Origin of the sequence: Staphylococcus sp. EG-SA-18, from assembly GCF_017151825.1 — a bacterium.
In the GTDB taxonomy this organism is placed as follows: Bacteria; Bacillota; Bacilli; order Staphylococcales; family Staphylococcaceae; genus Staphylococcus; species Staphylococcus aureus.
Genome location: NZ_JACYVY010000041.1, coordinates 1 through 15,080, shown reverse-complemented (window position 1 = coordinate 15,080; position 15,080 = coordinate 1). Strand labels below are relative to the sequence as shown.

General features: G+C 34.7%; 12 protein-coding genes, 25 tRNA genes and 1 rRNA gene. 1 reads left to right on the top strand and 37 read right to left on the bottom strand.

Annotated elements, in window-relative coordinates:
* Nucleotides 1-87 precede the first annotated feature (87 nt).
* A complete protein-coding gene (locus IDG66_RS09845) occupies nt 88-711 on the bottom strand; it encodes a response regulator (protein WP_001045133.1) in 624 nt (207 codons plus the stop codon).
* Between the two features lie 21 nt (nt 712-732).
* Nucleotides 733-1,845 (bottom strand): GAF domain-containing sensor histidine kinase, encoded by a 1,113-nt coding sequence (locus tag IDG66_RS09840; RefSeq protein WP_000437966.1) that lies wholly within the window; start codon nt 1,843-1,845, stop codon nt 733-735.
* Between the two features lie 162 nt (nt 1,846-2,007).
* Between IDG66_RS09840 and IDG66_RS09835 the strand changes: the two genes are divergently transcribed.
* Nucleotides 2,008-2,829 carry an RluA family pseudouridine synthase gene (locus IDG66_RS09835; RefSeq protein WP_000669376.1) on the top strand — a complete coding sequence of 274 codons (822 nt, stop codon included), beginning with the start codon at nt 2,008-2,010 and terminating at the stop codon, nt 2,827-2,829.
* Nucleotides 2,830-3,289: 460 nt separating this feature from the next.
* On the opposite strand, the gene fumC is transcribed toward IDG66_RS09835, so the two are convergent.
* The 35 genes from fumC to rrf form a co-directional block, all read right to left on the bottom strand.
* Nucleotides 3,290-4,675, bottom strand: coding sequence for a class II fumarate hydratase (fumC, locus tag IDG66_RS09830; RefSeq protein ID WP_000116229.1), 1,386 nt, complete (start codon nt 4,673-4,675; stop codon nt 3,290-3,292).
* A gap of 195 nt (nt 4,676-4,870) precedes the next feature.
* The gene (locus IDG66_RS09825; RefSeq protein ID WP_000901023.1) at nt 4,871-5,266 is read right to left on the bottom strand and encodes a hypothetical protein; all 396 of its coding nucleotides are present in this window, start codon (nt 5,264-5,266) and stop codon (nt 4,871-4,873) included.
* Between the two features lie 605 nt (nt 5,267-5,871).
* Complete coding sequence (locus IDG66_RS09820) at nt 5,872-6,024, bottom strand: SAS053 family DNA gyrase inhibitor (RefSeq protein ID WP_000031108.1); 153 nt, start codon at nt 6,022-6,024, stop codon at nt 5,872-5,874.
* Nucleotides 6,025-6,048: 24 nt separating this feature from the next.
* Complete coding sequence (locus tag IDG66_RS09815) at nt 6,049-6,648, bottom strand: 6-phosphogluconolactonase (RefSeq protein ID WP_206172193.1); 600 nt, start codon at nt 6,646-6,648, stop codon at nt 6,049-6,051.
* Nucleotides 6,649-6,806: 158 nt separating this feature from the next.
* Nucleotides 6,807-7,277: a tRNA (uridine(34)/cytosine(34)/5-carboxymethylaminomethyluridine(34)-2'-O)-methyltransferase TrmL gene (trmL, locus tag IDG66_RS09810; RefSeq protein WP_000181394.1), complete on the bottom strand. Its 471-nt coding sequence runs from the start codon at nt 7,275-7,277 to the stop codon at nt 6,807-6,809.
* 4 nt (nt 7,278-7,281) lie between these two features.
* Nucleotides 7,282-8,409, bottom strand: a complete 1,128-nt coding sequence (queG, locus tag IDG66_RS09805) for a tRNA epoxyqueuosine(34) reductase QueG (protein WP_000379987.1) — start codon at nt 8,407-8,409, stop codon at nt 7,282-7,284.
* A 150-nt stretch (nt 8,410-8,559) separates the two neighbouring features.
* Nucleotides 8,560-9,282 (bottom strand): amino acid ABC transporter ATP-binding protein, encoded by a 723-nt coding sequence (locus IDG66_RS09800; RefSeq protein WP_000590809.1) that lies wholly within the window; start codon nt 9,280-9,282, stop codon nt 8,560-8,562.
* Nucleotides 9,275-10,732 carry an ABC transporter substrate-binding protein/permease gene (locus tag IDG66_RS09795; protein ID WP_000649907.1) on the bottom strand — a complete coding sequence of 486 codons (1,458 nt, stop codon included), beginning with the start codon at nt 10,730-10,732 and terminating at the stop codon, nt 9,275-9,277. The genes IDG66_RS09800 and IDG66_RS09795 overlap by 8 nt, the downstream gene beginning before the upstream one ends.
* A 257-nt stretch (nt 10,733-10,989) precedes the next feature.
* Complete coding sequence (locus IDG66_RS09790; protein ID WP_000063582.1) at nt 10,990-12,051, bottom strand: PTS sugar transporter subunit IIC; 1,062 nt, start codon at nt 12,049-12,051, stop codon at nt 10,990-10,992.
* Between the two features lie 547 nt (nt 12,052-12,598).
* Nucleotides 12,599-12,682, bottom strand: a tRNA-Leu gene (locus IDG66_RS09785).
* Nucleotides 12,683-12,810: 128 nt separating this feature from the next.
* Nucleotides 12,811-12,885: transfer RNA gene (locus tag IDG66_RS09780), tRNA-Gly, on the bottom strand.
* Between the two features lie 7 nt (nt 12,886-12,892).
* Nucleotides 12,893-12,966: transfer RNA gene (locus tag IDG66_RS09775), tRNA-Cys, on the bottom strand.
* A gap of 5 nt (nt 12,967-12,971) precedes the next feature.
* Nucleotides 12,972-13,043 (bottom strand) — tRNA-Gln (locus IDG66_RS09770).
* Between the two features lie 11 nt (nt 13,044-13,054).
* Nucleotides 13,055-13,127, bottom strand: a tRNA-His gene (locus IDG66_RS09765).
* 2 nt (nt 13,128-13,129) lie between these two features.
* Nucleotides 13,130-13,203, bottom strand: a tRNA-Trp gene (locus IDG66_RS09760).
* Nucleotides 13,204-13,218: 15 nt separating this feature from the next.
* Nucleotides 13,219-13,299 (bottom strand) — tRNA-Tyr (locus tag IDG66_RS09755).
* A gap of 5 nt (nt 13,300-13,304) precedes the next feature.
* Nucleotides 13,305-13,380: transfer RNA gene (locus IDG66_RS09750), tRNA-Thr, on the bottom strand.
* Nucleotides 13,381-13,387: 7 nt separating this feature from the next.
* Nucleotides 13,388-13,460 (bottom strand) — tRNA-Phe (locus tag IDG66_RS09745).
* Nucleotides 13,461-13,478: 18 nt separating this feature from the next.
* Nucleotides 13,479-13,554: transfer RNA gene (locus IDG66_RS09740), tRNA-Asp, on the bottom strand.
* A gap of 9 nt (nt 13,555-13,563) precedes the next feature.
* Nucleotides 13,564-13,637: transfer RNA gene (locus tag IDG66_RS09735), tRNA-Met, on the bottom strand.
* 14 nt (nt 13,638-13,651) lie between these two features.
* Nucleotides 13,652-13,744 (bottom strand) — tRNA-Ser (locus tag IDG66_RS09730).
* Nucleotides 13,745-13,782: 38 nt separating this feature from the next.
* Nucleotides 13,783-13,858 (bottom strand) — tRNA-Asp (locus tag IDG66_RS09725).
* A 10-nt stretch (nt 13,859-13,868) separates the two neighbouring features.
* Nucleotides 13,869-13,958 (bottom strand) — tRNA-Ser (locus tag IDG66_RS09720).
* Nucleotides 13,959-13,967: 9 nt separating this feature from the next.
* Nucleotides 13,968-14,041: transfer RNA gene (locus tag IDG66_RS09715), tRNA-Ile, on the bottom strand.
* A 28-nt stretch (nt 14,042-14,069) separates the two neighbouring features.
* Nucleotides 14,070-14,143 (bottom strand) — tRNA-Met (locus IDG66_RS09710).
* A gap of 21 nt (nt 14,144-14,164) precedes the next feature.
* Nucleotides 14,165-14,240: transfer RNA gene (locus IDG66_RS09705), tRNA-Ala, on the bottom strand.
* A gap of 17 nt (nt 14,241-14,257) precedes the next feature.
* Nucleotides 14,258-14,331: transfer RNA gene (locus tag IDG66_RS09700), tRNA-Pro, on the bottom strand.
* A 9-nt stretch (nt 14,332-14,340) separates the two neighbouring features.
* Nucleotides 14,341-14,414: transfer RNA gene (locus tag IDG66_RS09695), tRNA-Arg, on the bottom strand.
* Nucleotides 14,415-14,432: 18 nt separating this feature from the next.
* Nucleotides 14,433-14,521, bottom strand: a tRNA-Leu gene (locus IDG66_RS09690).
* 10 nt (nt 14,522-14,531) lie between these two features.
* Nucleotides 14,532-14,606 (bottom strand) — tRNA-Gly (locus IDG66_RS09685).
* Between the two features lie 3 nt (nt 14,607-14,609).
* Nucleotides 14,610-14,691, bottom strand: a tRNA-Leu gene (locus IDG66_RS09680).
* Between the two features lie 3 nt (nt 14,692-14,694).
* A tRNA-Lys gene (locus IDG66_RS09675) sits at nt 14,695-14,770 on the bottom strand.
* A 5-nt stretch (nt 14,771-14,775) separates the two neighbouring features.
* Nucleotides 14,776-14,851: transfer RNA gene (locus IDG66_RS09670), tRNA-Thr, on the bottom strand.
* Between the two features lie 16 nt (nt 14,852-14,867).
* Nucleotides 14,868-14,943 (bottom strand) — tRNA-Val (locus tag IDG66_RS09665).
* An 11-nt stretch (nt 14,944-14,954) separates the two neighbouring features.
* Nucleotides 14,955-15,069, bottom strand: a 5S ribosomal RNA gene (gene rrf / locus IDG66_RS09660).
* Nucleotides 15,070-15,080 lie beyond the last annotated feature (11 nt).

Genomic DNA, 15,080 nt, shown 5'->3' with positions numbered 1-15,080 from the left:
CTGTATAATAAACCCTATCGCTATAAAAAATTCATCAAAATCAGATTAAAAATTGTCTATTTTTCGACAAATATTTAAAAGCTCATTCTAAATCAACTTATTTTCCATTGCATAAATTGCTGCTTGTGTACGATCGCTAACTTGTAATTTACTAAATATATGACTGACATGTGTTTTAATTGTTTTTTCAGATACAAATAAAGTTTCTGCAATCTCTTTATTTGTTTTACCTTTAACCATTTCACGTAACACTTCAATTTCTCTCTTTGACAACTTATTCGTGTAGTGTGGTTTTTGGCTAACTGTTTCGAATACATCTTGTGCCTTAGGATGTATCATTTTTTCACCGTTCATAACTCGTCTAATAGTTTCAATTAATTGCTGAGGCTCAACGTCTTTCATTTCATAACCATCAGCACCTTTATTGATTGCTGAAATTACATGTTCATCATCAACATAACTTGTTAATACCAAAACTTTAATATCCGGATAATGTGCCTTAATATATTCCGTAATTTCAATACCATTCATGCCAGGCATCACTAAATCTAATAGCACAATATCAGGGTGCTCATGCTCTTTTAAATATTCTAAAAATGTTTCTCCATCTGCAAAGTCTTGTAAAACTTCTATGTTTTCAATCGTGGATAATAAAAATCGCAATCCTTGCCGCACAATATAATGGTCATCTACTAATATTACTTTGTTCATGGGTTATCTCCTTAAATCAAGCTATTTTATAGGAATTGTGAATTGTATTTGTGTACCCTTTGTTGGCTGAGAATGAAAGGTCACTCTACCTCTTAATAATTTAACTCTTTGTTTTATGTTATTAATACCGTGTGATGAAGCTATCTGAACATTATCGATCTCAAATCCTTGACCATAATCAATCACGTCAATATATAGTATATCGTTCATTTGTTTTAATGTAAGATCCATTTTATTCGTATCAGCATGTTTCTTAACATTATTAATACACTCTTGTAATGCTCTATATATGTTTTCTTCGATTTCATTAGATAAATCGATTAAACCTTCTACATTTACATTTAATTGTATATGGATTAATTTACTATATGCTGTCAAAGCATGAATTAAACCTTGCTCAAGTCCAACTGGCTTAAGTTGCCAAATCAATGCACGCATTTCATTAACGGCATTTTGACTCGTTTCCTCAATCGTCTTGAATGCTTGTTTAGCGATGGATTCGTTTGACATGCCATACGCAGCATGTGCTGTTAGTTTTACAGAAAATAACATTTGATTTACTGAATCATGTAAATCTCTAGCTAAACGATTACGTTCATTAATTTTTGCTGCTTCTTTTTCACGGTCTGTTAAATAAATACGTTTGATGGCTGACCCTAATTGAAATGCGACAGACTCTAGCAACTCTAAATCTTCATCACTATATATTTCAGTATTTGGTGACGCTACATTTAAAATGCCGAATTGTTCTTGACCCGATTTAAGTGGTACCGTTGCATGATGTGTAATATTGTCATTTTGGCTAGGAAATGCTTTAGAGGCTAAGTTAATACGAGAACAATTGACGATATTCGACGCTTTCATTAGCCTACGTTGATTAAATGCTTTCACACACCAACAAGACCCATCTTTAATATAGTGACAGTGGTCTGCTGTCAAAGATTGTGGTAGAGCCACATGTGATACAAGTTCATGTTCACCTACGCTATTGATGAAAAATATCCAGCCTGTCGTGAAATTACTGCCCTCAATTAAATATTTTAACGCACCTTGGGTCATGCTATACATTTCAGTTTCTTCGTTTAAAAATTCGGCAATCTCTTTTAATAAAGCTAGTCGCGTCCTTTGTTCCATCAAATCGCTCCAATTCATTTTTACGTGTATTAACTATTATACATTGAGTTATTATATTTTTAAATCTTAGACGTGAACATGATAAAATGGCCTTGATTACTCAATAGTTATATTTCGGAGAACTGATTTGTGATATGATATTAAAGACTATAGGAGGATTTTATGAAATTTAAAATACCAGAAAACTTTAATGACTTAAGTTTACGAGATATTTTCCAACAACTTAAGGTACCTAAAAAAGATTTACATCATTTAAATATGTCTAAAGATATTACTATTAATGATAAACCTGCGCGATTAATGGATAAAGTGCATACTGGCGACGATGTATTTGTTCCAACCATCGATGAAAAAAGTAATTATGTTCCAAGTTATCGTTATGCACAAATTAAATACGAAGACGATGATATGGCAATCGTAATGAAACCTAAAGGTGTTAAGACTCACCCTAATGATTTAAAAGAAAGCAATACTTTAATGAATCATGTGATTTACACTATTGATAGTGACTATGTCGAACCAATTCATCGACTGGACCAGGAAACAGTAGGATTATTAATTGTTGCTAAAAATCCTTTAATGAAAAAAATTCTTGATCGCATGTTAGAAGACAATGATATTACGCGGATATACAAAGCAAATGTTAAGGCACTTTTACCTTTGAAACCACAAACGATTGATATGCCAATTGGTAAAGATAAATTCCATTCGAATAAACGACGTGTGTCTCCTACTGGACAGCGTGCAATTACACACATTTTAACTTCAAAAATGATAAAAGAAGCTGTGTGCCAACTTGAAATCAAGTTGGATACTGGACGTACTCATCAAATTCGTGTGCATTTAGCTGAAATTGGTCACCCTGTTATTGGTGATCCTTTATATGGTGATTCAACGTTAAGACAATTAGAACTTGAAAGTTACAAAATAGAGTTTGTGCATCCCTTGACTAAGGAAGTCATTTCCGTTTCTTTGGATGACTAATTTGATTAGTTTTGCATGATATTTAAACATGCAATACCGCATTGTAACTAAATCAAGTATCAACTTAAATCGGATAGATGGAAAATTATTAATTTTTTCAGATGTTCGGTTTTTTGTTTTTTACGATGCTTAGGATTTTATATTTTGATATTTTAGTAATTATTCATTTTATAACATCCTTGGATAATAACTTGTAGTCTTTTTCAACTGCGTTACGTGTATCTATGGACAATACATGACATCATAAGATTTTTATCACAGGTTGTTTGGCCAATACATGTACAACAATTCATCATATAAAAAATAGGTTCTATAATAAAACGGACTCCATGAAAAGTTTTTTCTTTCACGGCTCTATATCAAATCAGACTTATAAGTTCAATTTGACATAGACAAAAAATAAAGCTTGAACACTACATCTACCTGTAATGCCCAAACTTTATTTTATATTAATATTTAATTAATGAGGATCTACCATATCTTCTGGTTTAATCCATGCTTCAAATTGTTCTTCTGTAACATATCCAGTTTGAATTGCAGATTCTTTTAAAGTTAAACCTTCTTTATGGGCTTTCTTAGCAATTTGAGCTGCTTTTTCATAACCAATATGTGGATTTAATGCAGTAACTAACATTAATGATTGATTTAAATAATTATCAATATTCTCTTCGATTGGTTCAATGCCCACTGCGCAATTGTTATTAAATGTTTCCATACCATCAGCTAAAAGGTAAATTGATTGTAGTGTATTATGCATAATAACTGGTTTATAAACATTCAATTCAAAGTTACCTTGTGAACTTGCGAAGCCAACAACTGTATCATTACCCATTACTTGGACTGCAACCATTGTTAACATTTCACATTGTGTAGGATTAACTTTACCAGGCATAATTGATGAACCTGGTTCATTTTCAGGGATAGAAATTTCTGCCAAACCAGCTCGTGGCCCTGAAGCCAACCATCTCACATCATTAGCAATTTTCATTAAGTCTCCTGCTAGCGCCTTCAATGTTCCATGTAGTTGTACTACTTCATCATGTGCTGTTAATGCATGGAATTTATTTTCAGAAGATACAAATGGATAACCCGTATTTTCTGAAATATAATGTGCCACTTTATCACCAAATTCAGGATGCGCATTAATACCAGTACCAACAGCCGTACCACCGATGGCAAGATTTAAAATGTGCTTCTTAGATTCAGATAACATTATTTCGCAACGGTCAAGCATATAACGCCAGCCACTAATCTCTTGTCCTAGTTTGATCGGCGTTGCATCTTGTAAATGTGTACGACCAATTTTAATAATTGAATCAAATTTGTCTTCTTTTTCTTTCAAAGTATTTCTTAAAAGTTTTAATGCAGGTTCTAATTTTGTTTCAACCTCTTGATATAATGCAACGTGCATAGCAGTTGGGAATGTATCATTCGAACTTTGTGATTTATTTACATCATCATTTGGGTGGATACTTTCATCAATTTGATGATCTTTTAAATACATATTAGCAACATAACTTACTACTTCGTTCACATTCATATTACTTTGTGTACCGCTTCCTGTTTGCCATACAACTAGTGGGAAGTGTTCATCTAATTCACCTGATAAAATTTGATCACATGCGTATACAATGGCATCTTTCTTTGCCTCGCTTAATTTTCCTAAATCAAAATTAGCTAATGCTGCTGCACGCTTTAGTTGTGCAAAACCATAAACTACTTCGATTGGCATACGCTCTTTACCAACTGGGAAATTGCGTTTACTTCTTTCTGTTTGAGCACCCCAATATTTATCTGCAGGTACTTCTATTTCTCCAAAAGTATCATGTTCAATTCTTACTGACATTCAATTTCTCCCCTTATCACTGTTTATTTAACTGTAGTATATCATTAAATAATTTAATTGAGCAATTTATGATTAAAACGTTTTCATAATTTGAAATAAAAATACACTAATCGCACGTACTCACCCTTTATTACAGTGATACGGTCATACGATTAGTGTGTTATCTATCATTATTTAGTTATTGTTGAACTAAGTTTAATTACGATACTTTGTTTTAGTAGCTTCAACCGTAGCAATAGCTGTAAGTATATATAATACAGCACTAACAATTGTCGTATATGGATTTAGAGCAACAAGCGTACCTAAAACTCCTGTTAAACTCGCATAAAACCCATCAAGTGTATAATACAATATTCCTGTTATTAATAAACAACAAATTACACTTATTACAATACCTGATTGATTACTTTTAATGAACGTTTGCGCATTAACATCATCGATTAATCCTTTTGATAAATTGAGTTGTAATTTTATTACTTTGAAAATAACAGGTAAATATAATGCCCCAATTGCCAATGGAAAAGCTTTAATTGATATTAAACTTATAATAACTGTTGCTATCAATAATTGAATCCAGTATTTTCCTAACATAAATATATAAATCTCCTCTAATTTCATTCTTCAATAGCATATCATAATCTTGGCATATTAAGAAACGCGGTTTAATGATTTCATTAAAAATATTACTGATAGATGACTTCTTTCAATTATGTCTGGAGTAATTAATTATCAATTCCGTTTAAATGGTGTTTTAATATTTAAAATTGAACTTTTGATATATTACTATGTCTGGTACACAAATCAATGTTTTATGCTTTACAAAGTTATATTGGCAGTAGTTAACTGCAGTCCACAAACATAGAAGCTGGTGGAAAGTCAGCTTACTATTTCATGCAAGTTGGCGGAGCTCCAACATAGTGGAATTGGATTCCCAATTTCTACAGACATTGCAAATTGGGGAAACGGGCCACAACATAGAAAAATTGGATCCTCAATTTCTACAAACAATGTAAGTTGGGGAAACAGCCCCAACACTGAAACTGGCAGAAAGTCAGCTTCTATGAATATAATAAAAAAGCTAGGTAACAAAATGCTACCTAACTTCATATTCAAGATAATCAATCCTATTTGATATATGTTCTATACTATACATTATTTACATGATAAATAACTGAATATTACACAATTATAATACTTTACTGACTGTCTTCTTCAGAATTCTTTTCTTGATCATTTTGATCAGAGATTTGTTCCATTTCTTTACCTAATTCTTTTAAATCTTCAAAATCCGTTACCATACTGTTTTCTTCTTCATGATAATTTAATTTTGGATCTTTGTCTTTAGACATAATCAATACCTCACAGATTTTTAATTAAGCAAAGCGTGACGTAAAGTAAGCTTTAACATCTTCAGGTAAACCTGCAGCCGCTTCTTTATCAAGAATAACATTTACCATTCTATGTGCTTTTAAATCGGCTGGTTCGAAGCTTGTTTTACCATTTTCTTGATATAATTTTTCAACTACATCTCGTTTATTAGCACCTGTCACTACTAAGAAAATTTCTCTTGCTTCCATTAGTCCTTGACGAATACTAACATTTAACTTACCTTGCTCATCGATAGAAACAACTTGTAATGTTAATTTCCCTTTATTTTCTTTAGTTTTACTCTTATCAGCGATTAATTCGATTGCATCTTTTTCATAAGCAATTGGATAAACTTGACCTGCTGGTACACCTAACGCTTCGAAATATGATTTTTTATCGTCATAATCTAAAATATTTATTTGGCTAAAATCAACAGCATGTTTTTCAACATTTTTCTTTAATTCATCTAGAACTGGCGCTTGATCTGTATCTAAATGAAAACCTGCAATTGTAGTAGGATTATTGTTAAATTGCTTTCTAATAATATCAGCAGCATATTCTGCTACAAGTTGACTATTGTCAAAGACTTTAAAGTTCATTGCCATGATTTCTACACTCCTCTTAGTTTGCATTTTACATAAAAACGGCGATATTAATAATTATTATACCCTAACTTTCAATATATCAAACCATTTAACTTTAACATGCTTATACTCTAAATATAGCACTTAAGCATCATTTTTATAATGAAAATGAGTAAATTTTAATTCAATCCCGGAAAATCTTGTTGACGTAACGCTTCATAAATTAACAACGCAGCAGTATTTGATAAATTTAATGAACGAATATGTTCACTCATAGGAATTCTTAATGCTGTGTCTTGATATTTCTCTTTCACCCAGTCTGGTAATCCTGTCGTCTCTTTTCCAAAAATGAAGTAAAAATCTTTGTCATGATTTGAAAAATCAAAATCACTATAAGTCTTTTTACCAAATTTTGTTAATAAGTAATACTCGCCATTTGTGGCTTCAAAAAATGCTTCAATACTATCATGATACGTAATATTCACAAATTCCCAATAATCTAAACCGGCTCTTTTTAACATTTTATCATCAGTTCTAAATCCAAGAGGTTTAATTAAATGTAAATGTGTGTTTGTACCTGCACACGTACGTGCAATGTTACCAGTATTAGCTGGGATTTCTGGTTGATATAAAACGATATGATTTGTCATATTACTATTCTCTCCTTGTGTCTAATCCTTTTATCATTTCATTTTGAACTTCTGCATCCTCTTGATCATAATTTGCATTGATAAAATCTCTTGCTTCTTCCCCAAGAATTTGACCAATGGCCCAATAAGCAGTTGCTCGAATCATCGGTCTTTCATCTGTTGTTGCAACTTTTTTCAATTCTGGAATTGCATCCACTTCATTAAAATGCGCCAATCCTAAAATAGCATTTCGTTGTATCGGTTTTTTACCACGCCAAGCACCTGCAAGGTGACCATATGTTTGTTTGAATTCTTTATTAGACATACGTAGTAAAGGTACTAATCTTGGCTTTAAAATTTCTGGTTCCAAAATGATGTCATCTTGTTCGGTATTAATACCTCTATTTTTCGGACAAACTTGTTGACACGTATCGCAACCATATAATCTATTCCCAATTTTATAACGATATTGGTCAGGCATATAGCCTTTTGTTTGCGTTAAAAAACTAATGCATTTCTGACTATTTAATTGGCCATTTCCAACTAATGCACTTGTTGGACAACGATCAACACAAATTGTACAATCACCACAGCTATCTAATAATGGATCATCAGGTTCAAAAGGTATACTGACTAACATTTCACCGAGGTATGTCCATGTTCCTAGTTTAGGATTGATGACAAAGCCATTACGACCAACAAATCCTAAACCTGCACGTTCTGCTACTGCCCTATCTGATAATACACCCGTATCTACCATAGATTTTATTTCAACATCTGGAACTTTAGATTCAATAAATGAAGCTAACATGTCTAATCGTTTACGCATAATTGTATGATAATCTTGACCCCACGATGCTCTAGCAAATAAGCCTCTGCGATCACCTCTAACACTCTTAGGTGCACCTTTCAGTTTGTTAGGATAACCAACTGCAATTGCTATGATTGACCTTGCTGTTGGTAAGGATAATTTAGGCTCCGTTCGTAAAGCAATATCAGATTCTTCAAATCCTGAGGCATAACCATTTGCATGATATGCTTCTAGCTTTTGCTTCAATTCATCAAAGGGATCGGCAGTTGTAAATCCAATACTGTCGATACCAATTGTATATGCATAGTCAATGATATCTTGCTTTAACTGCTTTGTATCCAATCGTATGCCCCCCATTAAATAATACTATGTTATTTTAACACAACCATTATTCATATTGAGGTTTCATTTCACATAATTTTAATAATAAAAAGCTTGAATATATGATATAACTTTGTGGTGCGTATCATATATTCAAGCTTCGTTAGGTTGTTATAATACTCTTGCTAAGAAATTTTGTGTTCTTTCATGTTGCGGTTGTTCAAATATTTCGACTGGTGTGCCTGACTCTACGACAACGCCATCTGCCATAAATATGACTTTGTCACTTACATCTTTGGCAAATCCCATTTCATGTGTCACAACCACCATGGTCATACCTTCTTTGGCTAGGTCTTTCATTACTTTTAATACATCACCAACTACCTCAGGATCTAATGCTGAAGTTGGTTCATCGAATAAAATAACATCTGGATGCATTGCTAAAGCTCTTGCAATTGCTACCCTTTGCTTTTGACCACCTGATAATTGATTCGGATATACATCTGCTTTTTCTTTTAATCCCACTTTATCTAATAACGACAATGCTTCCTTATGTAATTCATCGTTATTATCTTTCTTTAATAATTTAGGAGCTAAAATAATATTATCGACAACTTTTTTATGTGGAAATAGGTTGAAGTTTTGAAATACCATACCCATTTTTTGACGTAGTTTATCTACTTGTGTCCCTTTTTCCGTTAAGTCATTGCCTTCAAAAATCACTTGACCTTTAGTGGGTACTTCTAATAAATTCATACATCTTAACAATGTACTTTTACCACTACCAGATGGACCTATTATTGCTACTACTTCCCCTTGATTGATTTCAAGATTGATATCTTTTAAAACTTCATTATCTCCAAAAACTTTATTAAGATTGTTTATTTTAATCACTGGCATTCAATCTCCCTTCAATCATGTTCATAATGCGTGTAAGTACAAATGTTAAGACAAAGTATAATGCTGCTGCCACTATTAATGGTGTGAATGGGTCAAATGAAATACCTTGAACCACTTGTGCATTAAACATAATTTCGCCAACTCCAATTGTTGACACAATAGATGATTCTTTAATTAAAGTGACAAATTCATTACCTAAAGCTGGTAAAATATTTTTAATTGCTTGTGGCATAATTACACTTTTCATCGTTTGTCTATAATTCAAACCTAGACTACGTGCGGCTTCCATTTGGCCTTTATCAACAGCATTTATACCTGCACGAATAATTTCAGCAATGTAAGCTGAGGAATTAATAACTAATGCAATTGTTCCACAAACAAGAGCTGAAATGTCTAGTCCTAATGCAGCAGTTATACCAAAGAATACGATAAATACTTGAACTAACATTGGTGTTCCTCTTAATATTTCGATATAGATAGAAGCAATCCATGAAATAATTTTTATTTTACTTAATTTCATTAACGCAACGAATGCACCTAAAATAGAACCTAATGCAACACCGATAAGTGAAATTAATATTGTAATCTTAATTCCTTTCAAGAAAAAACTACCATACTTAGAAATAAAACCACTGTCATCATTCATCGCATTTGCAGCATTAGTCATATATTTATCGATTAATCCTTTATCTTTAACCTCCTTAATCGTTTTATTAATTTGTGACAATAATTTTGGTGAATCTTTTGGCACTGCTATCACTGTATCTTTTTCTTCTTCATTAAATTTCACATTGGAAATTCCTAATTTAGGATTTTGTTTTAAATATGCTTCTGCTACAGGTTTTTCAACTACAGCACCTTCAACCTTTCCACTTTTAAGTGCTAATATAACGTCTGGTAAACGGCTTAATGAAGTAATAGATGCATTTTCAATTTCGGTTTGAGCGATTTTTTCTTGTTCAGTTCCCTTTTGTGCCCCTACTTTTTTATTATTAAAGTCTTTGATATCTTTATATTCATTAACTTTATCTTTCTTTACAAGCATGATATTTTTAGTCATCATATATGAATCTGAAAAATCAACTTGCTTCTTACGTTCAGGCGTTGAAGTCATTCCGGAAATAATAATATCAATTTTTCCAGTTTTAAGAGCTCCTAACAAACTATCAAATGACATATTGACGATTTTTAATTTTAAATTATTATCTTTCGCAATTTTTTTAGCTAAATCAATATCTACACCTGCATACTCAGTCTTACCATTAACTGTATGCTCAAATTCCATTGGTGCATAATCTGCAGAAAGACCCACTCTAAGTTCACCGCGTTCTTTAATCTTCTCCCATGTTTGATCTTGTTCAGCATGTGCTGTGGGATTGATATACACCATAGCACTACTAATTAACAACCCTAATACTAATATAAACCTAATTAAACACTTCATTTATACAGCCCTCCCTAATTAATATTCATAATTATACATATTAATACATTTTGATGCAATAGTGTTTTATAAATGTATTTTTATTAATATAAAGAAAATCTTCTTTTTAAAAGACTGTACATAAAAAATCCGCTATTATACGTGAACAAATCTCACATTTTAAAATCAATCAAAAAAGCGCTACTATCAATATCTTATTGACAGTAACGCCTATATTTATCATATATTAAAACTTATTCTTGTCATCAAGCTATAAATTATTGTTTTGGAACTTCAAATTTATAAATATCATTAGAATATATAGGAATGAATTTTTTACACAATTCATGAACAATAAATGCCGATACAAATGGTATGACAAAATAACCAAGTGCTAATAAAATAATATTCATTGTTGGATCACCTGACATTCGGTTAAATGCATTTATTGGGCCAACTAATCCTGTATATCCAAATCCAGCAGACAATGGTGTTCCTTTAACCTGAAGAACGTAAGCAATGATTCCAGTAATTATTCCATTTATAGTCAATGGTATCGAAATAATTAAATTTTTCAAGTAAACTGGGATCATCATTTTTGCAGCTCCTATGAGTAAAACTGCATTTACACCAATAGAATTGACACGCAATGAGCCAAATAAGAAAGTAACACAGGCAGCCACTATACCTAGGTTTGCTGCTCCACTTCCTAGTCCGTTTAAACTAATCGCAGTTGCAATCGCTACTAACGATATTGGTGTTACCATTAATAATGAAAATGCCACACTAATAAGTATAGACATTAACAACGGATTTAAGTCTGTAAAAGAATGAATTACATTTCCAATTGCTTGAGTAATTTTTCGAATGTAAGGTAATGTGATTAGACCGATACCCCCACTAACGATAGGTACTAAAACTGGTAATATAATTAATTCAAAAGATCCAAGTTTGTTTTGTAATACCATATATATAAGACATGCAATAATAACAACCAAACTCGTATTTATAATGTCACCTATACCTTTTAACATAAAACTATTATTGCTATATACAACAGCACCTGAACCAATCATAGCTGATGTACCTACTATAGCAGCACCTGCACCATTAAATTTAAATTGATGAGCAGCTAAAACCCCAATAATAAATGCCATAAATGATTGAATTAGTATCACTAACTGATACGTTAATTCTAAAATTTCATTACCACTTTTAAATATTTTTAATACTTCACCTAATAAAGCATTCGGAACAAGTGCAATAACAACACCAGCACCAATAGAATTTAAAATCTTACTGAAAAACTGTTTATTATCAGCATTATTTGCGTTACTCATAAACGACCTCCAATTTGAACATTAAACTCATCATATTATAGAAAATTAACTTTAACAATGATTAGTTGGCTAATTTAATCTAAATATAACAATCCACAAATTGAATAAAGCAAATTTAAACAATCTACTCACTAATCAATGTCATGTTAATTTTAAAATACTACTAATTACATCCTGTGACTAATAATGTAATAAATTGTAAATATTAAAATAGCCATATTACTATTAAGATAGATAAATTGAATCGACTTGGTATAAAGCACAATAAAATAGCACTTTTACAAATATATTATTAGAAAAGTTGAAACAAATATATAACCCCAGATAATATAATCATTATCATTAATGTAATACCAAAAAAAGAAGTTAAACAATGTATAGTTGCTTAACTTCCAATATTGAACTCATCATTACAATTTGACATAGAGTCTATTAAAGCGTGTGCCATTTGAGTCCACTTTTATTTGTATTGTATAGAGAGAAATAAAAAGAAACCTTGTTTTACAAGGTTTCTAATACGTTATGTTATGTAAATAACAGTTAATTATACCGGTGGTCGGGGTCGAACCGACACTCCACAAGTGGAACGGGATTTTGAGTCCCGCGCGTCTGCCAATTCCGCCACACCGGCTTAATGGTAAACAAAAAACTTCCCTTTGGAAGCAATTATGGAGCGGAAGATAGGATTTACACCTATACCTCATTCCAGGAAGGAATGTATTCTAAGAGTTGAAATACTCCCGCATTATTATTAAATTATGGAGCGGAAGATAGGATTTGCACCTATACCTCGTTCCGGGAAGGAACGTGTTCTAAAAGTTGAACTACTCCCGCATAAACCTGGAGGCGGCAACCGGATTTGAACCGGTGATAAAGGTTTTGCAGACCTCTGCCTTACCACTTGGCTATGCCGCCAATAACTGGGCTAGCTGGATTCGAACCAACGAGTGACGGAGTCAAAGTCCGTTGCCTTACCGCTTGGCTATAGCCCATTAATAATAAGGGCGGCTGAAGGGGATCGAACCCTCGAATGTCGGAACCACAATCCGATGTGTTAACCACTTCACCACAGCCGCCATGGCAGGGGCAGTAGGAATCGAACCCACACCAAAGGTTTTGGAGACCTCTATTCTACCGTTGAACTATGCCCCTATTAAAAATAATAAATGGAGGGGGGCAGATTCGAACTGCCGAACCCGAAGGAGCGGATTTACAGTCCGCCGCGTTTAGCCACTTCGCTACCCCTCCATAAATGGTGCCGGCCAGAGGACTTGAACCCCCAACCTACTGATTACAAGTCAGTTGCTCTACCAATTGAGCTAGGCCGGCTAAGAAATGGTTCAGGACAGAGTCGAACTGCCGACACATGGAGCTTCAATCCATTGCTCTACCAACTGAGCTACTGAACCATAATAAAAATGTAATGATGGCGGTCTCGACGGGAATCGAACCCGCGATCTCCTGCGTGACAGGCAGGCGTGTTAACCGCTACACTACGAGACCTATAAAATATTGCGGGAGGCGGATTTGAACCACCGACCTTCGGGTTATGAGCCCGACGAGCTACCGAACTGCTCCATCCCGCGATAATAAAAAATAATGGCGGAGGAAGAGGGATTCGAACCCCCGCGGCCCGTTAAGGCCCTGTCGGTTTTCAAGACCGATCCCTTCAGCCGGACTTGGGTATTCCTCCATTATTATAGGTAAATCGCTATTAATTATAAAATTAAATGGCGGTCTCGACGGGAATCGAACCCGCGATCTCCTGCGTGACAGGCAGGCGTGTTAACCGCTACACTACGAGACCATTAGTAAAACGGAGGAAGAGGGATTCGAACCCCCGCGAGCCGTTAAGCCCCTGTCGGTTTTCAAGACCGATCCCTTCAGCCGGACTTGGGTATTCCTCCAAAATTATATGGACCTTGCAGGACTCGAACCTGCGACCGAACGGTTATGAGCCGTTAGCTCTAACCAACTGAGCTAAAGGTCCTAAATATAATTTTACAACTAATAAATAGTGGCGGTGGAGGGGATCGAACCCCCGACCTCACGGGTATGAACCGTACGCTCTAGCCAGCTGAGCTACACCGCCTTATATAGTTTGTAAATAATATGGTGGAGACTAGCGGGATCGAACCGCTGACCTCCTGCGTGCAAAGCAGGCGCTCTCCCAGCTGAGCTAAGCCCCCATAATAATTACAGTATATCGGGAAGACAGGATTCGAACCTGCGACCCCTTGGTCCCAAACCAAGTGCTCTACCAAGCTGAGCTACTTCCCGTATAATTAACGCGCCCGATAGGAGTCGAACCCATAACCTCTTGATCCGTAGTCAAACGCTCTATCCAATTGAGCTACGGGCGCATATGTTTTTATTGAAAATGGTGCCGAGGACCGGAATCGAACCGGTACGGTGATCACTCACCGCAGGATTTTAAGTCCTGTGCGTCTGCCAGTTCCGCCACCCCGGCACTATAAAAATGGAGCAGAAGACGGGATTCGAACCCGCGACCCCAACCTTGGCAAGGTTGTATTCTACCGCTGAACTACTTCTGCATATGCGGGTGAAGGGAGTCGAACCCCCACGCCGTAAGGCGCTAGATCCTAAGTCTAGTGCGTCTGCCAATTCCGCCACACCCGCAAATGGTGAGCCATAGAGGATTCGAACCTCTGACCCTCTGATTAAAAGTCAGATGCTCTACCAACTGAGCTAATGGCTCTTCCATGGTGCCGGCCAGAGGACTTGAACCCCCAACCTACTGATTACAAGTCAGTTGCTCTACCAATTGAGCTAGGCCGGCAATATGTAAGAATAAATGGTGGAGAATGACGGGTTCGAACCGCCGACCCTCTGCTTGTAAGGCAGATGCTCTCCCAGCTGAGCTAATTCTCCGATTTAAAACTGCCTGGCAACGTTCTACTCTAGCGGAACGTAAGTTCGACTACCATCGACGCTAAGGAGCTTAACTTCTGTGTTCGGCATGGGAACAGGTGTGACCTCCTTGCTATAGTCACCAGACATATGAATGT

Excerpts from the sequence above, each read along its gene's own strand:
- IDG66_RS09790 (WP_000063582.1), bottom strand. The coding sequence starts at position 12,051 with ATGAGTAACGCAAATAATGCTGATAATAAACAGTTTTTCAGTAAGATT.
- IDG66_RS09825 (WP_000901023.1), bottom strand. The coding sequence starts at position 5,266 with ATGTTAGGAAAATACTGGATTCAATTATTGATAGCAACAGTTATTATA.
- IDG66_RS09845 (WP_001045133.1), bottom strand. The coding sequence starts at position 711 with ATGAACAAAGTAATATTAGTAGATGACCATTATATTGTGCGGCAAGGA.
- IDG66_RS09795 (WP_000649907.1), bottom strand. The coding sequence starts at position 10,732 with ATGAAGTGTTTAATTAGGTTTATATTAGTATTAGGGTTGTTAATTAGT.
- fumC (WP_000116229.1), bottom strand. The coding sequence starts at position 4,675 with ATGTCAGTAAGAATTGAACATGATACTTTTGGAGAAATAGAAGTACCT.
- IDG66_RS09815 (WP_206172193.1), bottom strand. The coding sequence starts at position 6,648 with ATGGCAATGAACTTTAAAGTCTTTGACAATAGTCAACTTGTAGCAGAA.
- IDG66_RS09840 (WP_000437966.1), bottom strand. The coding sequence starts at position 1,845 with ATGGAACAAAGGACGCGACTAGCTTTATTAAAAGAGATTGCCGAATTT.
- IDG66_RS09835 (WP_000669376.1), top strand. The coding sequence starts at position 2,008 with ATGAAATTTAAAATACCAGAAAACTTTAATGACTTAAGTTTACGAGAT.
- IDG66_RS09820 (WP_000031108.1), bottom strand. The coding sequence starts at position 6,024 with ATGTCTAAAGACAAAGATCCAAAATTAAATTATCATGAAGAAGAAAAC.
- trmL (WP_000181394.1), bottom strand. The coding sequence starts at position 7,277 with ATGACAAATCATATCGTTTTATATCAACCAGAAATCCCAGCTAATACT.